This window comes from Rothia sp. 88186D007BW (genome assembly GCF_053544215.1).
Genome location: NZ_JBPPTR010000011.1, coordinates 1 through 21609 on the forward strand (window position 1 = coordinate 1; position 21609 = coordinate 21609).

General features: G+C 59.1%; 19 protein-coding genes and 1 tRNA gene. 19 read left to right on the forward strand and 1 reads right to left on the reverse strand.

The window, feature by feature from the left end; translation table 11 throughout:
• The first annotated feature begins 375 nt into the window (after positions 1–375).
• The 19 genes from ACEE09_RS07310 (at position 376) to ACEE09_RS07400 (ending at position 20517) form a co-directional block, all read left to right on the forward strand.
• Positions 376–1803 (forward strand): hypothetical protein, encoded by a 1428-nt coding sequence (locus tag ACEE09_RS07310; RefSeq protein WP_449083419.1) that lies wholly within the window; start codon positions 376–378, stop codon positions 1801–1803.
• On the forward strand, positions 1803–2792 hold the full coding sequence (locus ACEE09_RS07315) for an HAD-IIA family hydrolase (protein ID WP_449083421.1): 990 nt from the start codon (positions 1803–1805) through the stop codon (positions 2790–2792). The genes ACEE09_RS07310 and ACEE09_RS07315 overlap by 1 nt, the downstream gene beginning before the upstream one ends.
• Positions 2785–2985, forward strand: a complete 201-nt coding sequence (locus ACEE09_RS07320) for a hypothetical protein (RefSeq protein ID WP_449083423.1) — start codon at positions 2785–2787, stop codon at positions 2983–2985. Before ACEE09_RS07315 ends, ACEE09_RS07320 begins: the two co-directional genes overlap by 8 nt.
• A 29-nt stretch (positions 2986–3014) precedes the next feature.
• Complete coding sequence (locus ACEE09_RS07325; protein ID WP_449083425.1) at positions 3015–3785, forward strand: TlyA family RNA methyltransferase; 771 nt, start codon at positions 3015–3017, stop codon at positions 3783–3785.
• Positions 3786–3866: 81 nt separating this feature from the next.
• Complete coding sequence (locus tag ACEE09_RS07330) at positions 3867–4871, forward strand: NAD kinase (protein ID WP_449083427.1); 1005 nt, start codon at positions 3867–3869, stop codon at positions 4869–4871.
• 15 nt (positions 4872–4886) lie between these two features.
• Positions 4887–6593: a DNA repair protein RecN gene (gene recN / locus ACEE09_RS07335; protein WP_449083429.1), complete on the forward strand. Its 1707-nt coding sequence runs from the start codon at positions 4887–4889 to the stop codon at positions 6591–6593.
• A 103-nt stretch (positions 6594–6696) separates the two neighbouring features.
• Entirely contained in the window at positions 6697–8379 is a 1683-nt protein-coding gene (locus tag ACEE09_RS07340; RefSeq protein ID WP_449083431.1) for a CTP synthase, read from the forward strand.
• Positions 8380–8393: 14 nt separating this feature from the next.
• Positions 8394–9137, forward strand: coding sequence for an NUDIX domain-containing protein (locus ACEE09_RS07345; protein WP_449083432.1), 744 nt, complete (start codon positions 8394–8396; stop codon positions 9135–9137).
• A gap of 1 nt (position 9138) precedes the next feature.
• Positions 9139–10110, forward strand: a complete 972-nt coding sequence (locus tag ACEE09_RS07350) for a site-specific tyrosine recombinase XerD (protein WP_449083434.1) — start codon at positions 9139–9141, stop codon at positions 10108–10110.
• 84 nt (positions 10111–10194) lie between these two features.
• A complete protein-coding gene (locus ACEE09_RS07355) occupies positions 10195–11055 on the forward strand; it encodes a ParA family protein (RefSeq protein ID WP_449083436.1) in 861 nt (286 codons plus the stop codon).
• Between the two features lie 157 nt (positions 11056–11212).
• Positions 11213–12052, forward strand: a complete 840-nt coding sequence (locus ACEE09_RS07360) for a segregation and condensation protein A (protein ID WP_449083560.1) — start codon at positions 11213–11215, stop codon at positions 12050–12052.
• Positions 12049–12792 carry an SMC-Scp complex subunit ScpB gene (scpB, locus tag ACEE09_RS07365; protein WP_449083438.1) on the forward strand — a complete coding sequence of 248 codons (744 nt, stop codon included), beginning with the start codon at positions 12049–12051 and terminating at the stop codon, positions 12790–12792. The genes ACEE09_RS07360 and scpB overlap by 4 nt, the downstream gene beginning before the upstream one ends.
• An 88-nt stretch (positions 12793–12880) precedes the next feature.
• On the forward strand, positions 12881–13960 hold the full coding sequence (locus tag ACEE09_RS07370) for a pseudouridine synthase (RefSeq protein ID WP_449083440.1): 1080 nt from the start codon (positions 12881–12883) through the stop codon (positions 13958–13960).
• Positions 13960–15114: a prephenate dehydrogenase gene (locus ACEE09_RS07375; protein ID WP_449083442.1), complete on the forward strand. Its 1155-nt coding sequence runs from the start codon at positions 13960–13962 to the stop codon at positions 15112–15114. The genes ACEE09_RS07370 and ACEE09_RS07375 overlap by 1 nt, the downstream gene beginning before the upstream one ends.
• A gap of 11 nt (positions 15115–15125) precedes the next feature.
• Positions 15126–15797 (forward strand): (d)CMP kinase, encoded by a 672-nt coding sequence (cmk, locus tag ACEE09_RS07380; protein WP_449083444.1) that lies wholly within the window; start codon positions 15126–15128, stop codon positions 15795–15797.
• A gap of 95 nt (positions 15798–15892) precedes the next feature.
• Entirely contained in the window at positions 15893–17470 is a 1578-nt protein-coding gene (gene der, locus ACEE09_RS07385) for a ribosome biogenesis GTPase Der (protein ID WP_449083446.1), read from the forward strand.
• 137 nt (positions 17471–17607) lie between these two features.
• Positions 17608–17681, forward strand: a tRNA-Pro gene (locus ACEE09_RS07390).
• 301 nt (positions 17682–17982) lie between these two features.
• Positions 17983–18444 carry a hypothetical protein gene (locus ACEE09_RS07395; RefSeq protein ID WP_449083447.1) on the forward strand — a complete coding sequence of 154 codons (462 nt, stop codon included), beginning with the start codon at positions 17983–17985 and terminating at the stop codon, positions 18442–18444.
• 417 nt (positions 18445–18861) lie between these two features.
• On the forward strand, positions 18862–20517 hold the full coding sequence (locus ACEE09_RS07400; RefSeq protein WP_449083449.1) for an L-lactate permease: 1656 nt from the start codon (positions 18862–18864) through the stop codon (positions 20515–20517).
• A 105-nt stretch (positions 20518–20622) separates the two neighbouring features.
• Here the strand turns inward: ACEE09_RS07400 and ACEE09_RS07405 are convergent, their stop codons facing one another.
• Entirely contained in the window at positions 20623–21546 is a 924-nt protein-coding gene (locus ACEE09_RS07405; protein ID WP_449083450.1) for a hypothetical protein, read from the reverse strand.
• Between the last annotated feature and the right edge of the window lie 63 nt (positions 21547–21609).

The window sequence follows — 21609 nt, forward strand, 5'->3', positions numbered from 1 at the left end:
TTTGCGCCGATGGTACTGCACTGGTGACGGTGTGGGAGAGTAGGTCACCGCCGGTTTTTATAGTGGGATACAAGGAAAAGCTCAGAGCTCATGCTCTGAGCTTTTCTTGTTTTAAGCTACATACCGGGGTAGATAGCCCCCGCACTGTGGGCTGAGGCAGCATCTGCCTCAGCCCTTTTCTTTTTAAAGAGAACCTCTTCTTTTGGAAGAGACAACCGTGGAACACCCTACCTATAGGGTGCTGTGTGCCTGAAAACGCACCAGCAAGAGCAGGTAAGCCCCTACGCAAGGTAACTCAAGCCAGATAGACTAGAACCTAGCAGTAGAACAGGGCCAATAAGAGCCCTACCCCCCCAACATCATAGAGGAGCTCACTTGGCTGAATACTCACGTAACCACTCAGATAATAACCGTGGTGGCTACAAGAAGAACAAAGACCGTAACTCCTCACGCCCCTACCGTAGCGACCGCTCAGACCGCACCGAATCAGGCTACACCAAGCGTGACGGCGACCGCCCCTACAATGACAAAAAGAAGCCCTTCGACAAAAACCGTGGCGGCGGTAAGCGCTTTGACGATCGCAAAAACAACGGTAACGGCCGAGGCGAACGCACCTTCGACCGTAAAGGCAACGGCCCCCGCAAAAACTTTGACCGCGACCACAACAAGCGCGGCTACCAAGGGGACCGCAAAGACCGGAACTTTACTGCTGAGACCAAGAACCCCAGCGGTGACTACCGCCCCTCAAAGAACGCGCCCGAGATTGACACCGACGTCACCGGTAAAGAACTAGAAAACTGGACCCTGCGCGCCCTACGCCAGCTAGAAGCCCAGAACGCAGACACCGTAGCTAAACACCTAGTCATGGTCGGCCGATACCTAGACATCGACCCTGACTTCGCCCTAGAACACGCCGTTGCCGCCTCAAAACGAGCAGGGCGAATCGGCGTCGTCCGCGAAGTCGTAGGTATTGCCGCATACGCGGCTGAAGACTTCGAACTGGCCCTGCGTGAACTACGCACCCACCGCCGTATCTCAGGCTCCAACGAGCACCTGGCCCTGCTCGTAGACTGCGAGCGTGCCCTCGGCCGTATCGAAAAAGCCCTCACTCTGGCCGAAGAAGCCAAGAGCGAAGACGTGCCTGCCGCCGTCCGCTCAGAGGTAGCTATCGTAGTCTCCGGCATCTACAGCGACCAAGGCGATCTGAAGAAAGCCCTTAAAGCTCTTGAAATCCCTGAACTTAACCCCAAGCGCGGTTTTGACTACTCACCTCGCCTCTTCAACACCTACGCTGAACTGCTCACACAGGACGGCCGGGTCAAGGAAGCTGCCCGCTGGGCCCGTCTTGCCCTGATGACCGAGGCAGCCCTCGGCCAAGGTGACTTTGTGGAACCTGAAATCTTCGATATCTTCACCGAACAAGACCTGCTAGAACCCGAAGAGCCCTCCATCGACCTTGAAGCTGCTGAAGCTCAAGCCTCAGCCACCGCACCTGAGAACGCTACCGGCCAGGAAGACAACACAGCAAAGACCGAGGCTGCGGCTACTGAAGCTGCACCCAGCCAAGACCCTGAAACCGCAGAGGGCCCTGAAACCGCTGAAAGCCTCGAAACTGTCGAGAGCACGGGAACCACTGAGAGCATTGACGCCGGTGAAGAGACTGACACCAGCGAAGAAGACGGCGCGCTCTTTGACATTGACGAAACCCTCCCAAGCTCTGAAAACTGCGTGAGCGAAGAACAGGCTGAAGAAGAAGCTCTCTTTGAAATCTCCACTGAGTCTGCTGAGGAAGAAGGCCACTAATGCTATTAGCAGCTCACGACGCTATCCTCTCTGACCTGGACGGTGTGGTTTACGCTGGGCCTTTCGCCATTGACGGTGCCCCTCAAGCCCTGAACAAGGCGCAGGAAGCCGGGGTGCCGGTAGTCTTCGTGACCAACAATGCCTCCCGCAGCGTCCAAGGCGTGGCCAACCATCTGGTAGAGCTTGGCGTTAACACCGATGCCGAGCACGTGGTCAGCTCAGCACAGGCCGCTGCTGAACTGCTCAAAGAGCAGCTCCCTGCTGCCTCCAAGGTGCTCATCGTCGGCTCTCAGGCTCTTGCTGACTGCGTCACTGCTGCCGGGCTCACCCCCGTCACCAGCCAGGCTGAAGAACCTGTCGCGGTCGTACAGGGCTTTGACCCCACCCTGGGCTGGGAAAACCTGGCTGAAGCCTCCTACACTCTTGCCGATGAAAAAGTGCTCTGGGTTGCCACCAACACCGACTTCACTATCCCCAAAGAGCGAGGCCTAGCACCAGGTAACGGCACCCTAGTAGGGGCAGTGGCCACAGCCACCGGCCGCACCCCACTGGTCGCCGGTAAACCTGCAGCCCCCATCTTTGAAACCGCAGCCCACAAACTCGGGGCCCAGCGCCCTGTTGTGGTAGGGGACCGGCTTGATACCGACGTTCGAGGCGGCAACCAGGCAGGCATGGCAACAGCCATCGTTTTGACCGGGGTAGAAACCTACCAGAGCATCATGGCAGCTATCCCGCTAGAGCGTCCCACCTACATCCTGGAAAACCTGCACAACTTCTTACAGGACTACCCAGAAATCCAAACCCAGGTAACAGCGACCGGCGCTTGGGCCAGCGGGGCAGGCTGGGCCGCTGAAGCAACAGAAACTGAGCTGAGCATACACGGTGAAGGCAGCGAGCTAGATAGCTGGCGCGTGGCCTGCGCAGCCTGGTGGGCAGCCCACCCTGAAGCCTCCGCGCCGCTTGCCCCCACCAAGGTACACCGTGGCTAACACGGAAGACGAAGCCGATAAGGGCACCCTGAGGCAAGTACTACCCCTACCCCCAGAGGGGGAAGAGGAGAGCCTAGACCCCGAATTTGAGGCAGCTCTTACCGCGGCCCTAGCCCTGGACGCTACCGAACGCATCGAGAAGCTGAGCGAGCTGGCGTCCGCCCTGAAAAAAGACCTAGATTCAAGCCGCTAAATACCCAGTGCGGTGCGGGAAGGAAAACAATGAGACTGGACCAGTACATGGTGCAGGCAAAGATTGCCCGCTCCCGCACCCTGGCCGCCAAAATGGTCGAAGGCGGGCACATCAGCATCAACGGCCGAACCATCACCAAACCGGCTCAGAAACTCAAAGAAGGCGACAAAGTCCGTGTGCGCCGCAGCGAGCTCACCGAGTACGTCAGCCGCGCCGGGCACAAGCTCGCCGGGGCACTGGACGCCTTCCCCCAGATTACTATTGCCGGCAAATTCTGCCTGGACGCCGGTGCCTCCACCGGGGGCTTCACCGACGTCTTACTACGCCGGGGAGCCCACCGGGTCGCAGCAGTTGACGTGGGCCATGACCAGCTGGTTGAACAGATCCGCAACCACCCTGCCGTAGATGTTTATGAGGGCATGAACGTGCGGCACATGAGCCCCCAAGACATTGGCGGGCAGGTAGACCTGACCGTCTCAGATTTGAGCTTTATCTCCCTCACCAAAGTTATTAGCCCGCTAGCTGAGGCAACAGCCGCAGGTGGGGACCTCTTGCTCATGGTCAAACCCCAGTTCGAGGTAGGCCCAACCAGAATCGGCAAGGGGGGGGTAGTGACCGACCCGCAGGCACGGGCGGAAGCGGTGGCCTCCGTCCGCGCAGCTGCGCAAGAGGCAGGCCTGCTAGTGCTAGGAGAGAAGGAAAGCCCCCTGCCAGGGCAGGATGGGAACGTAGAGTTCTTCCTCTGGTGCCAGAAACCTGCCAAAACCACTACGACAGAAAAAGTCTCTCACCACCAGTAAAGTCGAATAAATATTCGAAAAACCTGGTGTGTTAGGCCAAGAAAAACAGCAAAAACCTCCAAGGTCAGCTAGCCTAAAGGGGTGAACGAAACACCTGACACCGCCCGCTCACCCCAGCAGACCCAGGCACCAAAGGCCCGTAACATCCTCGTCTTTGCCCACACCGGCCGCCCCGAAGCCCGGAAAGCAGCTCGTGCCACCTGCACCCAACTCCACCAAGCCGGGCTAGTTCCCGTCATGAACCGGGCAGACCTTCAAACCCTCACCGAAAACTGGGCAGAACCCGTCCCCGTGGCAGTCGCCCACGAGTCCGTAGCCCTCAAAGACATTGAACTAGGCATAGTCCTGGGCGGTGACGGGTCAATCCTACGAGCTGCCGAGATGATTCGCCACACCCAAATACCCCTCATCGGCGTCAACCTGGGCCACGTCGGCTTCCTAGCAGAAGCCGAAGAAGTTGACCTCACCGAAACCGTTGAGCGAGTAGTCTCAGGTGACTACACGGTCGAAGAGCGCATGGCAATTGACGTGAAAGTCTGGGACGGCAGACAGAAAATACTTGAAACCTGGGCGCTGAATGAAGCCAGCGTCGAAAAAGGCAACCGCGAAAAAATGATTGAGGTCGTAATCGAAGTAGACCGCCGCCCGCTCTCATCCTTCGGCTGCGACGGGGTAGTGCTAGCAACCCCCACCGGCTCAACAGCCTACGCTTTTTCTGGCGGCGGGCCGGTTGTCTGGCCCAGCGTAGAAGCCATGCTCATGGTGCCCCTCTCCGCCCACGCCCTCTTTGCCCGGCCCCTAGTGACCGCCCCAACCTCCATGATGGCCGTAGAACTGATCTCAACCAACGGGGCAGAAGGTGTGCTCTGGTGCGACGGGCGCCGCACCCGCGACCTACCCCCAGGAGCCCGCGTAGAAGTAACCCGCTCATCCAAACCAGTGCGCCTAGCCCGAATGCACCCGGCCCCCTTCTCCGAACGCCTGGTCAAAAAGTTTGAACTACCCATCGCCGGCTGGCGTGGGCCCCACAACCCTGGGCCCGCGACCAGCGCCCTGACCGTCATCCGCACCGACAAAGAACGCTAAGAAAGTTTTCCCCTCGTGATTGAAGAAATTCACCTGCGCGACTTGGGCGTCATCACCGACGCCCGCCTGCCCCTTGAACCTGGCTTCTCAGTGCTCACCGGTGAGACAGGCGCCGGTAAAACCATGGTCGTCACCGCCCTCGGCATGCTCTTAGGCGCCCGCTCAGACGCCTCAAACGTGCGCACCGGGGCCAAGAAGGCCCTAGCAGAGGCCGTCATCCGCCTACCCCAAGGGCACCGGGCCCTAGAACTAGCAGAGGACGCCGGTGGCTCAGTTGAAGAACTTGAAGAAGGTACTGCTGAGCTACTGTTAGCGCGTACTGTCAGCGCCGCTGGACGCTCCCGCGCCCACGTGGGCGGGGTCTTAGCCCCCATCGGTACGCTAGCTGATATTGGGCACACCCTAGTGGCAGTGCACGGCCAGTCTGACCAGCTGCGCCTCAAAAACGCCGCTGAACAGCGTCATGCCCTGGACTCCTACGCCGGGAAAAAACTAGAAAAGCTCCTAGCTGCCTACACCCTCAACTACGAGCGCTACCGTCAAGCAGCCGGGGAACTGCGGGACGTGCGAGAAAATACCAGGGCCCGTGCCCTAGAAGCCCAAACCCTACAGGGTGCCTTAGCTGAGATTGACTCGATACAGCCTGCCGACGGCGAAGACGAAGCCCTGCGGGCAGAAAGCCAAAAACTGGCAAACGTTGAATCTCTGCGCTTAGCTGCGGCAACAGCGTCCGCCGCTCTCTCAGGCACCGAGTACGGGGACGCCGACGAACCCAACGTACTGGGCCTGCTCGATGCAGCCCGCACCTCCCTCGAAGCAGAAGCAGATGCGGACGCAGAACTCGCTACCCTAGCTGGGCGACTGAACGAAGCCCTGATTCATGTGACCGATATTGCCGAAGAAATTTCTGCCTACACCTCCGGTCTTGATACCGAAGGCCCCGAGCGTCTGGCTGAAGTGGAACACCGCCGGGCCCAGCTCAAGAGCCTGACCCGCAAGTACGGGGCAGATATTGCAGAGGTGCTGGCCTGGGCAAAAGAATCCCGGGCCAGGCTAGAAACTCTCTCTGACGACCCAGCCCGCCAAGAAGCCCTTGAAGCTGAACTGCGTCAGCTACGGGAAACCCTAGGTGAACAGGCTAAGACGCTAACTGACCTGCGCACCAAGGCCGCCCGTAAGCTAGCTGCTGCGGTCAGTGAGGAGCTCTCAGCCCTGGCCATGCCCAACGCCTCACTGGTAGTTGAGGTAGAAGAAACCGAGAAATTCCACCGCTACGGTAAGGACGCGGTGACCTTCATGCTGGCCCCCCACACCCAGGCCGTCCCCCGCCCCCTGGGCAAGGGCGCCTCGGGCGGTGAACTCTCCCGCGTGATGCTGGCCCTCGAAGTGGTGCTCTCAGAAGTAGACCCCGTGCCCACCTTCATCTTTGACGAGGTGGACTCCGGTGTCGGCGGTAAAGCAGCCATCGAAATCGGCCGCCGCCTGGCCATGCTCGCTAAGAACGTGCAGGTACTGGTGGTCACCCACCTGCCCCAGGTGGCGGCCTTCGCTGACCAGCATATTCTGGTACGCAAAAATGAGGACGGCTCCCTCTCCCGTGTGCAGGTTCTCACAGCAGAAGAACGGGTGATAGAACTAGCCCGCATGCTCTCTGGCCACGACCAGTCAGCCGCAGCCCAAGAACACGCCCGAGAACTCCTCGTAGACGCGGGCCAACTCTAACCATCTGCCTATTCTGGCTCAAGCATCGGAAGAAGGGGGAGGGCGCTCGCGCACGGGGTAGCTCCTAAATATTTACATAGGCGAAACAGAAGGAATAAAAAGAGTGATAGGCTGGAATTCCGTGGTAGATACTAAAGCATCAAACAACGGTAAAGTCACCCGCCAGATTTTCGTCACCGGCGGTGTAGCATCATCTCTCGGCAAAGGCCTCTCAGCCTCATCTCTTGGCCGACTTCTTCGCTCTCGTGGTCTTTCAGTGACCATGCAGAAGCTCGACCCCTATCTTAACGTCGACCCCGGCACCATGAACCCCTTCCAGCACGGTGAAGTCTTTGTCACCGACGACGGGGCAGAAACCGACCTGGACATCGGCCACTACGAACGCTTCCTTGACGAAAACCTCGACCAGTCAGCAAACGTCACCACCGGCCAGGTCTACTCCCACGTCATCGCCAAAGAACGCCGCGGTGAATACCTGGGCGACACCGTACAGGTCATTCCCCATATCACCGACGAAATCAAGCGCCGTATGCGCCTGCCCGCCGAAGGTGAGAAGGCCCCCGACATCATCATCACCGAAATCGGTGGCACCGTGGGCGACATCGAATCCCTGCCCTTCCTCGAAGCTGCCCGCCAGGTCCGCCGCGATGTGGGCCGCCGCAACGTCTTCTTCCTCCACGTTTCCCTAGTTCCCTTCATCGGCCCCTCCGGTGAACTGAAGACCAAGCCCACCCAGCACTCCGTTGCCGCCCTGCGCGGCCTGGGCATCATTCCCGACGGCCTGATCCTGCGCTGCGAACGCGAAGTACCTGAGTCGCACAAGACCAAAATCGGTAACGCCTGCGACGTAGAACCTGAGGCCGTCATCTCCTGCGCCGATGCCCCCAGCATCTACGACATCCCTAAAACCCTGCACAGCCAGAACCTTGACACCTACATCCTGGACTACCTGGGCATTGACGCTAACCCCGTAGACTTCACCCAGTGGGATAAGCTACTGGCTGCCGTGCACACCCCCAAAACCGAGGTCAACGTGGCCCTGGTCGGCAAATACATTGACCTACCCGACGCCTACCTATCAGTTACTGAGGCCCTACGCGCCGGTGGCTTCGCTAACAACGCCAAGGTCAACATCAAATGGGTTGCCGCAGACCTCTGCGCTAGCAGCGAGGACGCCGCCCACCAGCTGCGCGGTATGGACGCCATCCTCGTACCCGGTGGTTTCGGCATCCGTGGCCTAGACGGCAAAATCGGCGCCCTGCGCCACGCCCGTGAGCACAAAATCCCCACCCTGGGTATCTGCCTGGGGCTACAGTCCATGGTGCTCGAATACGCCCGCAACGTCCTGGGCATCAAGGACGCCTCATCCACCGAATTTGACCCGGAGACCGCATCCCCGCTCATTGCCACCATCGAAGAACAGAAGGCCTTCGTAGACGGTGCAGGCGATTTGGGTGGCACCATGCGCCTGGGCCTCTACCCGGCAAAACTAGCAGCCGGGTCAGTCGCTGAAAGCGTCTACGGGGCACAAGAAGTAGCAGAGCGCCACCGCCACCGCTACGAGGTCAACAACGACTACCGCCAGCAGCTAGAAGAAGCCGGCCTGGTCATCTCAGGTACCTCACCGGACTCATCCCTGGTGGAATTCGTAGAACTGCCCGCTAACGAGCACCCCTACTACATCGCCACCCAGGCCCACCCTGAGTACCGATCCCGCCCCACCCGCCCCCACCCCCTCTTTGCAGGGCTCATTAAGGCGGCACTTGAGGCCCGTAAGAACGGCTAGTACTGTTCTAAGGTATGCAACAGAATCTCTCGTATGAGGTGGGGGACGCCCCCCGCCTCAAGGCCCCGGCGCTTGCCGCTGCCCAGCAGACCATCGCCGATATCGCCAACCCCCGCTACGTCACCAGCCGCACCACCAAATTTGAGGGCTACGTCTGGGACGTCGTTCGTGAAGGCATAGCCCTAGAGGAAGGCGCTGAACCCTTTGAACGAGATTTTCTGTTGCACCCTGGGGCGGTTGCCGTCCTGGCCCTGAACAATAAAAACGAGGTACTGCTCATTAACCAGTACCGCCACCCTGTGAGAGCCAACCTGTGGGAAATCCCCGCAGGCCTACTGGATATCGACGGTGAAAACCCCGTAGATGCCGCTGCCCGCGAACTAGCAGAAGAAACCGACCTGCAAGCTGCCCGCTGGGATACTCTCATGGAGTTCTACAATTCACCCGGAGGAATGGGGGAGACCTGCCGCATCTACCTAGCCCGCGACCTGAGTGAGATCCCGGACGAAGAGCGCCAGGAAAGAGAACACGAAGAATCAGAAATCGTGCAACGCTGGGTTCCCCTAGAAGAAGCTGTACAGGCTGTGCTAGCGGGGCGCATCCACAACGCGGCTGCCACCAACGCCATTCTTGCCGCCGACGCCGCAGCCCGCCGCAACTTCAAAACCCTCTACTCGGTCTCAGCACCCTTCACCGCCCACCCGGCCCTGCGCGAAACTAACTACCGCGGTGAAATTCGCCCTGCCGAAGGGCTCTAACATGCCCGCCAGCGGCCCCGCACCCACACCACTCGATAAAGCCGTGGAAGCCTACCTCAACCACCTGGCCATCGAACGCGGACTAGCAGCCAATACCCAAGCAGCCTACCGCCGCGACCTCACCCGCTACCGCACCTACCTGGCAGCCCACGGTGTTATCACCCCCAACACCATCACCAAAAAACATGTGCGAGACTTCGCCGCCCACTGCTCCACACCCAGCAAAGACGGGGGAGAAGCCCTCGCTGCCCGCTCAGTTGCCCGCATCATCAGCGGGGTGCGCGGGGCCCACTCCTTCTGGTACCGCGAAGGCACCACAGCCACCGACCCGGCGGCAACCGTCCGCCCGCCCACACCAGCCGCCCGTCTACCCAAGGCCCTACCCCTAACTGACATCACCCGCCTGCTCGAAAGCCCCGACCTGGCCACACCCACCGGGTTACGCGATAGGGCCCTACTGGAATTTCTCTACTCCACCGGGGCTCGCATTAGCGAAGCTATCACCGTCGACATTGACGATCTAGTCATCGACCGGCCAGAACCAGAAAACACACACCAGCTACCTGCCATTGTCAGACTCTTCGGTAAGGGCAATAAGGAGCGAGTAGTGCCCCTTGGCTCCTACGCCGCCCGGGCCATTGATACCTACCTGGTGCGCGGACGCCCAGCGCTCGCCTCCCAGGGCAAGGGTAACGCTGCGCTCTTTCTCAACGCCAGGGGAGGGCGTATCACCCGGCAAGGTGCCTACCTGATTCTTAAGAATCATGCTGAACGCGCTAAAATCCGGGCCGAGATTTCACCGCATACCCTGCGTCACTCTTTTGCAACCCATCTCTTAGAAGGTGGGGCTGATATTCGTGTGGTGCAAGAGCTGCTGGGGCATGCCTCTGTGACCACAACCCAGGTGTACACCAAGGTCACAGCAGATACCTTGCGGGAGGTTTTTGCTGCTAGCCACCCGCGGGCCCGCTAAGAAGAGGCCGATAAGTAACCGAGTTTGCGCTCACCGGCTAAACTGGTAGATAAAAGACGTGAACCCAACCAAAGGTGAAACACAGTGACTGAAACCGGCGCTGAGCAGCTTGGCCCCACCGGCCGCCCCCTGCGCATCTACCCCGACCCCGCACCCCTTTCCACACATGGGCCTGCCCGCATCATCTCCATGGTCAACCAAAAAGGCGGGGTAGGTAAAACTACCTCCACCATCAACCTTGGTGCCGCCCTGGCAGAAGCCGGACGCCGCGTCCTCCTCGTTGACTTTGACCCCCAAGGTGCGCTCTCTGCCGGTTTCGGCGCCAACCCCCACGAACTAGATTTGACCATCTACAACGTGATGATGGACCGCAAGGTCGAAATCCGTGAGGTCATTCAAAGCACCGAATTTGAGAACATTGACCTGCTACCGGCTAACATCGACCTCTCTGCTGCTGAAGTGCAACTGGTCAATGAGGTTGCCCGCGAACAGGTACTTGCCAGTGCCCTACGCAAGGTTGAAAACGACTACGATGTTATCCTGATTGACTGCCAGCCTTCCCTGGGACTGCTGACCGTTAACGCCCTGACCGCCAGCCACGGCGTCATTATCCCGCTGATTTGTGAGTTCTTCGCCCTGCGCGCGGTGGCCCTGCTGGTGGATTCCATCGAAAAGGTGCAGGACCGGCTAAACCCCAAACTCGAAATTGACGGGGTTCTAGCTACCATGTTCGACTCCCGTACCCTGCACTCAAAAGAGGTTCTTTCCCGTATCGTGGACGCCTTCGGTGACAAGGTCTTCGATACTGTCATCAAGCGCACCGTTAAATTCCCTGATGCCTCCGTATCGGCAGAGCCTATTCTGTCGTACGCCTCTAACCACCCCGGTGCTGAGGCCTACCGCCAGCTAGCGCGCGAGTTAATCTCCCGCGGTGGTGCCCCCTAAAAGAACCCACCCCATCTATGCTCTAGACTACTTTTGCCCGCCTACCCTTGAAGAATACCGGGGGAGGCGGGCACAATAGTTAAAGAAACAAGAACGCGGCTCCCACGAGATGCCGCTTAATCCTGGCTCAAAAACCTACAGGAGACTCGCTGCCGTGATGGTACCGAACACACTAACCCCTAGCGCCCCCGCGCCCTTCATACTTACTCTGAGCAACTTCGAAGGCCCCTACGACCTGCTGCTCACCCTCATCTCCCGCCGAAAACTCGATATCACTGATATCGCCCTGGCTGAAGTCACCGACGAATTTCTCACCTACATTCGCCCCCTGCTAGAAGACGGCAGCGACGCCGCCCTCAACACCGCAAGCGACTTTCTCATCACCGCAGCAACCCTGCTAGAACTCAAAACAGCGCGACTGCTCCCGCGCAAGAACAAGGCCCTCACCTCCAACCCCGACCTGCTCGAAGCACGCGACCTACTCTTTGCCCGCCTACTCCAATACCGGGCCTACCGGGAGGTAGCAAGCGTCCTTGAAGAACACTTTGCCGCAGAAAACCAGCGTTTTTCCCGCACCGTCGCCCTAGAACCAGCCTTCACCAAGGTCCTACCCGAACTGGTCTTTGACCTGACCCCGCAGGCCTTCGCCCAGATAGCCGCCGGTGCCCTGCGCCTGCACGAGAACCCCGGCAGAGAGCCAGAACCTGCGCAGATTGACACCGGCCACATCTACACCCCGGCCACCACTATCGCTGCCGAAGAAGCCACACTCCTAACCAAACTAGGGGAGAGCGGCGGGCAACTGAGCTTCACCGAGGCCTGCGCGGACGCCGGTAGCCGCGAAGTCGTAGCAGTACGCTTTCTTGCGGTGCTAGAACTCTACAAAGAGGGGGTGCTGGCAGTAGATCAAGAGACAACCCTGGGGCCCATTACCCTCAGACTTGAAACCACTAGCGCCCATGCCCCCACCCTGGCAGCAGAAGGAGAGAGAGCATGAGTCAGAACCCCGATTACACTGATGATGACCTCAAGATTCTGCTTTCTGGTAGCTGGGGTGCAGAGCCAGAAGACGCCATAGCCCCACCACGTAGCCCGGCAGTAGAGCCTGAGGTTGTAGCGTCCGCCCACGAACCGGCCAGGGTTGAACTCCAACCCGGTGGTGTGAAAGCAGCTATCGAAGCGATTTTGGCCGTAGCCGATGTACCGGTAAGCGCACGCGAATTCGCAGCGGCCCTCATTGTGCCCGAACGAGCTATTGAGGCAGCCCTCGATGAGCTGGTGCGTGACTACGATGGTTACGATGATGCCACCGGCACCCACGAACCGCGCGGCTTTGAGCTACGCCAAGTGGGTGGCGGCTGGCGGCTCTACGCCCGGGCCGACTTCTCACCCTGGGTTAGCCGCTTTGTGGTCGGCGCCCAAACCGTCAAGCTCACTAAGGCAGCCCTTGAGACCCTAGCTGTCATCGCCTACCAGCAGCCAGCTACCAGGTCTTACATCGCCCAGGTGCGCGGAGTCTCAGCCGACGCAGCGGTACGCAACCTGCTGCAACGCGGGTTGATTACCGAAACCGCACCCGATGAAAATGGGGCCACCCAGTACATCACTACCGATACCCTGCTCGAAAAATTGGGCTTGAACTCCCTTGATGAGCTCCCGCCCCTAGCACCCTACCTCCCAGACCCGGCAGAAGTCAGTGCAGGCAAAGACCCCGAACTGACCGAACCCAGACCCTAAACCACCTAAGCACAGGTGCCCCAACCACTGGCACCTACAGACAAGCCGGGGCGCGCAGACGCCCCACCGACGAAAAGAGGAAAATACTATGGCAGCACAAGGACGCAGCGGCAACCACGGGCGCGGAGGCGCCGGCCGCGGCTTCGGCAAGAACAACGAATACCGTGGCGCATCCCAGGGCAGAAGCGGCGGCAAAGGCTTTGCCGGTAAGAGCAGCTCCGGTAAGGGCGGCTTTAAAGGCAACCAGGGAGCTAAGCCTGGTACTCCCAGTGGCCCCCGCAAGGCAGGCACCGGCAAGGGCCCCAAATTCCGTTCAGGCCAGCCCTTTGCCAAGGAGATGGGCGAGTTCCGCCCCTCTAACCGTGGCTCCAAAAACTTTGGCCCCCACCGTCCGCGCCGACCCAAGAACGCACCTGTAGACCACTACCCCTTCTACGACCACGATGGGGTGCGCCTGCAAAAAATCATGGCCCAAGCTGGCGTGGCCTCCCGCCGCGTCTGTGAAGAAATGATTGAAGAAGGCCGCGTAACGGTCAATGACACCCTCGTGACCGAGCTGGGTGTGCGCGTCAACCCCGATAAGGTCACCATCCAGGTTGATGGTATGACCATCCAAACCAACGACAAGCTGGTCTACATGGTGCTCAACAAGCCCACCGGTGTTGTCTCAGCCATGGACGACCCCGATGGTCGCCCCAACATCTCTAACTTCCTGCGCGCCTCCATGAACGAACGCGTCTTCCACGTGGGCCGCTTGGATGTTGAAACCGAAGGTCTGCTCCTGCTGACCAACGACGGTGAACTAGCCAACCGCCTGACTCACCCCTCCTACGAGGTGCCCAAGACCTACCTGGTGCAGGTGCCTGGCCCCATGGAACCGGGTATCGGCGCAGCCATGAAAAAGGGTCTACGCCTGGAGGACGGCGTCACCCGCGTGGACGAATTCAAGCTGGTGGACTCCACCCCCGGCCACGTCCTCGTTGAGGTCACCATCCACTCAGGTAAGAATCGTATTATCCGCCGCATGTTCGAGCACGTAGGCTACCCCGTTGAGAAACTGGTGCGCGTTGAGATGGGCCCCATCCACATCGGCTCCCAGAAACAGGGCACCGTGCGCAACCTCTCCAAAGTCGAAATCGGTAAGCTGCTGGCCTCGGTAGGGCTCTAATGAGCGGTTCACCCACCGTTTTTGACTCCCACCTGCACGGCCCCGTCCTAGTCATTGGGGCGGGCCTGCTGGGTGCCTCTATCGGGCTGGGGCTCAGCCACCAGGGGTACACCGTCTACATCTCCGACATCTCACCTACCACCGAAGCTGTTGCCCAAGACATTGGCGCTGGCACCTCCCTGCGGGCCCTGACCAGCCAATGGCAGGCCACAGCAGGGCAGGACGCCCCCGCCGGGCTAGAACTTGCCCCCCAGCTGGTAGTGGTGGCAGCGCCTCCGGATGTTACCGCCGACCTGGTGGTGCAGGCACTGACCGACTACCCGGGCGCTTTGGTGATTGACATTGCTTCAGTGAAGTCAGGGATCTTGGATACGGTGCGTGAATCGGGCGCTGATGTGAGCCGCTACCTGGGCACCCACCCTATGGCTGGGCGTGAAAAGTCAGGGCCGGTAGCTGCCCGCGGCGAGCTTTTTTCAGCCCGCCCCTGGGTGCTCTGCGACCATGAGGCTGTGCGCCCGGAACTGGTGAAGCTAGCCCAGCAGGTGGCTACCGAGTTGGGTTCGACCATCACTCACATGGATGTGCAGGAACACGACCGCACTGTGGCCTTGATTTCTCATGTGCCCCAGGTGATGAGTTCCCTGCTGGCCTCCCGCCTGCAGGAAACCCCTCTCTATGCGCTTGGTTTAGCCGGGCAGGGGCTACGCGATACCACCCGTATCGCCGCCTCAGACCCGGGGCTGTGGGTGCAGATCCTCTCAGCTAACGCTGAGCCTGTGGTCCAAACCCTCTACGGGGTGCGTGAGAATCTAGAGCGTCTAATTAGCACCCTAGAAGCTCCTGCTGCCTCTGGGGCCCGGCTCGATATTGCCCAGCTCATGAGCGAAGGTAACTCGGGTGTGGCCCGGATCCCCGGTAAGCACGGTGGTTCGCCCTCTGCTTTTGCCCAGCTCACTGTACTGGTCGATGACACCCCCGGCACCCTGGCCCGCCTCCTAGCTGAAATTGGTGAACTGGGCGTCAACCTGGAGGATTTGCGTCTGGAACATTCACCCGGTGCCCAGGTGGGTATGGCCGAAATTTCGGTCAACCCTAACGAACACGAAAAACTCATCGAAGACCTCACCGGCCGCGGCTGGAAGGTCGTCAAGTAAGGAAGAAAACTATGTCTGACAAGCTCGTGATCGCCATTGACGGCCCTTCTGGCTCTGGCAAGTCCTCGGTTTCTAAGGCAGTAGCTAAGCACTATGGGCTCGAATACCTAGACACCGGGGCCATGTACCGCGCCCTGACCTGGTACTGCCTGGACACCCAGGTTGATACCGCCGACGCCGCGGCCCTGGTTGCTGCAGCCCAGAGCTTCCCCTATGTTCAGGGCACCAGCCCCGATGAAGAGGTCATTGAGGTTGGGGGAGTGGACGTGCGTGATGCTATCCGTGAGCCCCGCATCTCTGAGGCAGTCTCAGCGGTTGCTTCTCATATGCAGGTCCGCCAGATTCTCATTGATATGCAACGGGGCTTTATCGCCCGGTCTCAGGCTGGCATGGTGGCAGAAGGCCGCGATATCACCACCGTTGTAGCCCCCGATGCTGATGCCCGCGTCCTACTGACCGCCAGTGAAGAAGTACGCCTGGCCCGCCGTGGCCTGCAACTGGGCGGCACTCAGAACTCTGAGCAGCTTGCCGCCCAGGTCTCAGCCCGTGACGCCAAAGATTCTAAGGTCACCAGTTTCACTGAAGCAGCTGAAGGTGTGGCCCTGGTCGATTCATCAGAACTCAACTTTGAAAAAACCATTGCAGCAGTTATTGAAGCTGTCGAAGACCAGCTAGCCCGGTAAAACGCAGGTAGCTTACCTGCGCCCGTCCACTGTGAACTAAACTTATCTACCAATGCACCGGCACCCGCCGGAACTCACCACAGGAGGTATCGCCCATGAGCGACGAACTCACCCCCCACGACGACTACGAGGTCAAATTCCTCGGCGGCGGCGACGATGACGTATCGGACCGTCTGGCAGAAATTGACGACGAAACCGCAGACCAGCGCGCCGAAGCCCTCCTCGCTGGCCTGGAAGACTACGAGCTCGATGAAGAAGACCGCGCTCTTCTAGCCTCGTGGGGCTACGACACCGGCGAGGACGAAGACCGCGAAGCTGACCCCGTGGTTGCTATCGTGGGCCGCCCCAACGTCGGTAAATCCACCATTATTAACCGCATCTTGGGCCGCCGTGAAGCCGTGGTTGAAGATAAGCCCGGTGTGACCCGCGACCGTGTCTCCTACAAGGCTGAATGGGCTGGTAAGGACTTCACCCTGGTTGACACTGGCGGCTGGGAAGCAGACGCTAAGGGTATTGACGCCCAGGTAGCAGCCCAGGCTGAGATCGCTGTTGCCCACGCGGACGTTGTGCTGCTGGTTGTTGATGCCCTCGTGGGTATCTCCGCAACCGACGAAGCCATTGTGCGTATGTTACGCCGTATAGACAAGCCCATCTTGCTAATTGCCAACAAGATTGACGACACCCACCAGGAACCTGAAGTTCACGCCCTCTGGTCTTTGGGTATGGGCCAGCCCTACCCGGTGTCGGGTCTGCACGGTCGCGGCCTGGCTGACTTACTGGATGCCCTGCTTGAGGTCATGCCTGAGCACTCCCAATACGCTGAACCTGAGGCCCTGGGTGGGCCTCGCCGTATTGCCCTGATTGGTCGCCCCAATGTGGGTAAGTCATCCCTGCTGAATAAGCTTGCTGGTGAAGAGCGTGCTGTGGTCAATGACCTGGCAGGTACCACCCGCGACCCTGTCGATGAGATTGTGGAGCTGGGTGGCCGCCCCTGGCGTTTTGTTGATACCGCAGGTATTCGCCGCCGTCAGCACATGGCCAAGGGCGCAGACTTCTACGCCTCCTTGCGCACCCAGACCGCTATTGAGCGTGCCGAGGTTGCTGTGGTGCTGCTGGATGTTTCTGAGCCCCTCAGTGAGCAGGATGTGCGTATCGTGCAGATGGCCGTGGACGCTGGCCGCGCCATGGTGCTGGCCTTCAACAAGTGGGACACCCTAGATGAAGACCGCCGTGAAATGCTCGAACGCGAAATTGAGCGCGATCTAGCCCATGTGAAGTGGGCGCCGCGCGTGAACATTTCAGCGAAGACTGGCTGGCACAAGGACAAGCTGGTCCCTGCCCTAGAGCACTCTTTGGATTCCTGGGATTCTCGTATTCCTACCGGCCGCCTCAACGCCTTCTTGGGTGAGATTGTGGCTGCTCACCCCCACCCCTTGCGCGGTGGTAAGCAGCCGCGCATTCTCTTTGGCACCCAGGTTTCTTCCCGCCCGCCTAAGTTCGTTCTCTTCACCACCGGCTTCCTTGACCCTGGCTACCGCCGTTTCATTATGCGCCGTCTGCGTGAGACTTTCGACTTTACTGGCACCCCGATTGACATCACCATGCGTGTGCGTGAGCGCCGTAGTTTAGGGGAACGTCAGAGCGGTAAGGCAGGTAAGGGCGGACGCCGCTAACCCCGGCCCATTTGAAATGTGACCTAAAACGCTCTAAAAAGGGCCAAAAAACCCGGTTTTCGATTTTGCACTCTCTCAAAGAGGTGTGTATAGTTATACGAGTGCTCGAGGGAACAGCAAAGTTCACGAGAGACAATCGGGTTGTGGCGCAGCTTGGTAGCGCACTTGACTGGGGGTCAAGGGGTCGCAGGTTCAAATCCTGTCAACCCGACAGATAAAGCTCCGGCCACTAGGGTAAAACCTAGTGGCCGGAGCTTTTTGCTACCCATATCGGTTCCACCAAACCGCCTAGCTTTTGGTCTATCTGCTGTAGTGGTACGGGCTGGTGAAACTGCCCTGTGGATTGTGTGAATGGGCCGTCATAGTCACGTCACATACTTACCATCGGCAGGTTTAATAAGGACGCCCGCCCCAGTTGATACCTAGAAGCCGCGGGCAAAGGGTGCAACACCAGGTTTTCCACAGGTTCCCCTGAAATATGCCCAAGAGCCTAATCTTCCTAGCATGGTGGCATGACTCAGCTCGAAAAACTCCACCAGAAACTACTGACCTGCCAGCAGCTGACTGCCCGTTACCCCAACCGCTATCAGCTAGATACCGCCATAGCCAGAGGCTTCTACCGGCGGGTCACTCGAGGCTTTTACCTGCACCGCACCGACTGGGAAAAACTAACCCCCCAAGAAGCCTATATGGCCCGGGTGCTTGCACTGGCAGCGTCCTACCCCGGCATAATTTTCTCCCACCAGACAGCAGCCCTGCTACAGGGGCTACCCCTAGAAACCCTGCCTGAGACTGTGCATGTCTACTGCTACCACCGCACGCGAGCTAAAGACTACACCGTGCACCACGGGGAGTTGCACCTACCCACCGACACCACGGTGCTTGCCCCAGGCATCCGCATCACCAGCTTGGAACGAACCCTAGCTGACCTGGCCGAACAGCCCAGTAGGCAGAGCTACCGCATTAAACTCTAAAATTCTTGCAACTGCACAGTGGGGGAGGAGCCTGCTGAGGGGGTGGGGCTTTCACGCAACTATGTGTGGTTCTGTGGGCTTGCGGTACCTTGTGAGGTCATCAACGCGTAATCTAGCGGAGGTGTAAGCAAGTCCACGGGGTTAGGGTGCATCTGTTTCTAACCGGTATAGAGTATGCAGGTTAAAGGGGTATGCACAGGTATGACTAGGTGATATGCCCATATTCCGCCCCAGCAGACAGGCTGTGAAACCAAAAGAGCCACCGGCACCACCTGCCACCTTTACAGAGGCCTTTATACGGGGTTGGTTTCCATGAGTTTTATGTGTGACATGGTGATATTTTAGGAGGTGGAAAGCGCAAACAAGCGTACACAAACAATCGCGGAACACGCCTCCGCAGTGAAGGAACCCATACTCATGTGGCAGCAGGTCTATGACCCACTGAATAACCAGGCGCTCTCAGCCCTCGTAGCATCAGTGCCGATTCTCATCTTCCTCCTAGGGCTCACCGTCCTAAAAATGAAGGGCCTCCACGCAGCCCTCGTCTCACTTGCCTCAGCGGTAGCGCTCGCCGTGCTCCTCTTTGGCATGCCTTTCGCCTCATCACTCTCAGCTATCGGTTACGGCTTCCTTGCCGGTATGTGGCCCATTGGCTGGATTGTGCTCATGGCCGTCTGGCTCTACCGCATCACCGTGCGTGCCGGTAATTTTGAGGTGATCCGTGGCTCTATCTCCGCTATCTCCGCCGACCAGCGCATCCAGGTGCTCCTGATCGCCTTCTGCTTCGGTGGCTTCCTGGAAGGTGCCGCAGGCTTCGGCATCCCCATCGCTATCTGTGCAGCCCTGCTCGTTGCCCTGGGCTTCGAACCTGTCAAGGCATGTTTGCTGGCCCTGGTCTCTAACGTCGCCTCAGGTGCCTACGGTGCTATTGGTATTCCCGTCCTGACCGGTGCAACCGTCTCAGGTGTTCCTCAGGCAGAACTGAACTCCATGATGGTATGGGTCCTGCAGACCATCACCATCTTCATCCCCCTTCTGCTGGTGATGATGCTCGATGGTGTACGCGGCCTTAAAGAAACCGGCCTGGTTGCCTTGGGACTGGGTCTTGTTGTCTCCGCCGCTCAGTCAGGGGTCATCCTCTTCCTCGGCCCTGAGCTTGTAGACATCGTCCCCTTCCTACTGGGCCTAATCCTGTTGGCAGGTATCATGATGAAGTGGCAGCCGGCTCACATCTACCGTGAACCCGGTGCCCCTTCTGTTGAAGAGCTGGGCAAGACCCCCAGCGGTTTCACCTTCTCTGGTGTGGTTAAGGCCTGGAGCCCCTTCATCATTCTGTCCATCATGATTCTGCTCTGGTCAACGCCGTTTATTAAGGCCTTGGTCAAGCCCGGAACTGACACCAGCGCAGCAGGTGCCCTGAACTGGACCACCATCCCCCTTCAGATGCCCGCTCTGCATAACCAGATCATTCAGGTTGCTCCCATCGTGGCTGAAGATACCGCTATGAAGGCTACCTGGAACTGGACCCTCTTTGCTGCCTCAGGTACAGCAATCCTCATCGCAGCCCTGATTACTATCGCTATCTCTAACATCACCTGGGGCGCGGCCTTTGAAGAACTGGGTGGCGCCTGGAAGCAGCTCTGGCGGCCGATTCTGCTGATCTGCCTGGTCATGGCAGTTGCTAACGTCATGAACTTCGGTGGCATGTCTTCTGCCCTGGCCCTGGCCCTGGCAGCAGTTGGCTCCATCTTCCCCCTCTTCTCCTCCATCATCGGCTGGATAGGTGTATTTGTGACCGGCTCCGTAGTCAACAACAACACCCTCTTTGCTGGCCTGCAGGCCACCACCGCAAGCCAGATTGGGGCCAACTCCGGTCTGCTGGTTGCAGCTAACACCGCCGGTGGTGTCATGGCTAAGGTTGTTTCACCCCAGTCCATTGCGATTGCGGCGGCCTCCGTAGACATGTCTGGCCAGGAATCAAAGATTACTAACGCAGCCATCAGGTACTCCCTGGCCCTGCTGGTTATCCTCTGCGTTTGGGTCTACGTACTTTCAATGCTACTACCTGCCTAAACCTGAGGGCTACCTACAGGAAATATCAAGGACGCCCGCCCCACCTCCCTGCCGTATGCGGCAGAAGGTGGGGCGGGCGTCCTTTACATGTGTGAGCTGATTTGTCTACAACTCAATGAATTCAGAGGCGTTCATCTTGAAGGCTGCTGCCCCGCTGCTGCACACCAGATAGGTGCCATCGTTGAGGCAGGAAGCCTTCTCGGTATTGATGGAGTAGCCAACCGGTAGGTCAGTTACTCTGTTGCTGACAGTATTTTCTTTGCTGACGTTCTGCACCAGGTTCCCATGTGCATCCAGGGTAATGACCTGGTTGGTGTTCCCTCCGCTGGGTCTGACGCAGGCGAGGTGGTTGCCTTCACCAAAGCTACAGCTCACCCCGTGGGCCTCGGCAACGATAGAGAAATGGCCGGTGAGGGACGTGACCATGTAGGGCTCAGGGGTGGCGATAGGGATGCCGCCTAGGCGATAATCGGTCATGGCTTCAAGCCTATTTCCCTTACCTTCGCATGAAACCGTGCGGCCCATGTACCTGGTTTCAAGAGGCATATAGGAGTGGCAGAGGTAGCCGTTGATGTTTACTTTCTCAGTGGAACCAGCGAACTGCGCGTTGAAGTCTGCAAATGTCTCTTGCACCTCGGCGCATGAGGCTGAGCCTTCTGCAAGGACGAGGGTGGTTCGGCCGGTATTACTGGGCCCGCAGTCAGTGCCTGCTACTACGGCGGGGGCCGTTACCCGAATGGTAGTCGGGGCGCTAGTGGGGGAGGGGGCGGGCTGCTCGGTCGTAGCTAGCGGTGACGGTGCCACAGGTGAACTCTCCACCGCCTGGGTGCTGGGGGTTGCGGTAGGTAGGGCACTGGGTGTGCTGCTAGTTTCTGATGGGGAGGGGCTAGCTGAGGAAGAGGCCGCCTGAGAAAGGTTGGTTGGTGGGGCGGTGGGTGCTGCAACATTTCCCTGCCAGCCGCAGGCGGAGAAGAGAAGAACTGCGCACAATGATGTAGCTGATGCTGCCCGCCCTAATGAGAAAGACATGGTTGCTCCTGAAGAATAGCGTGGTGTGCTGTTCAGCTTACCTGAAACAAACTCCCAGGAAAG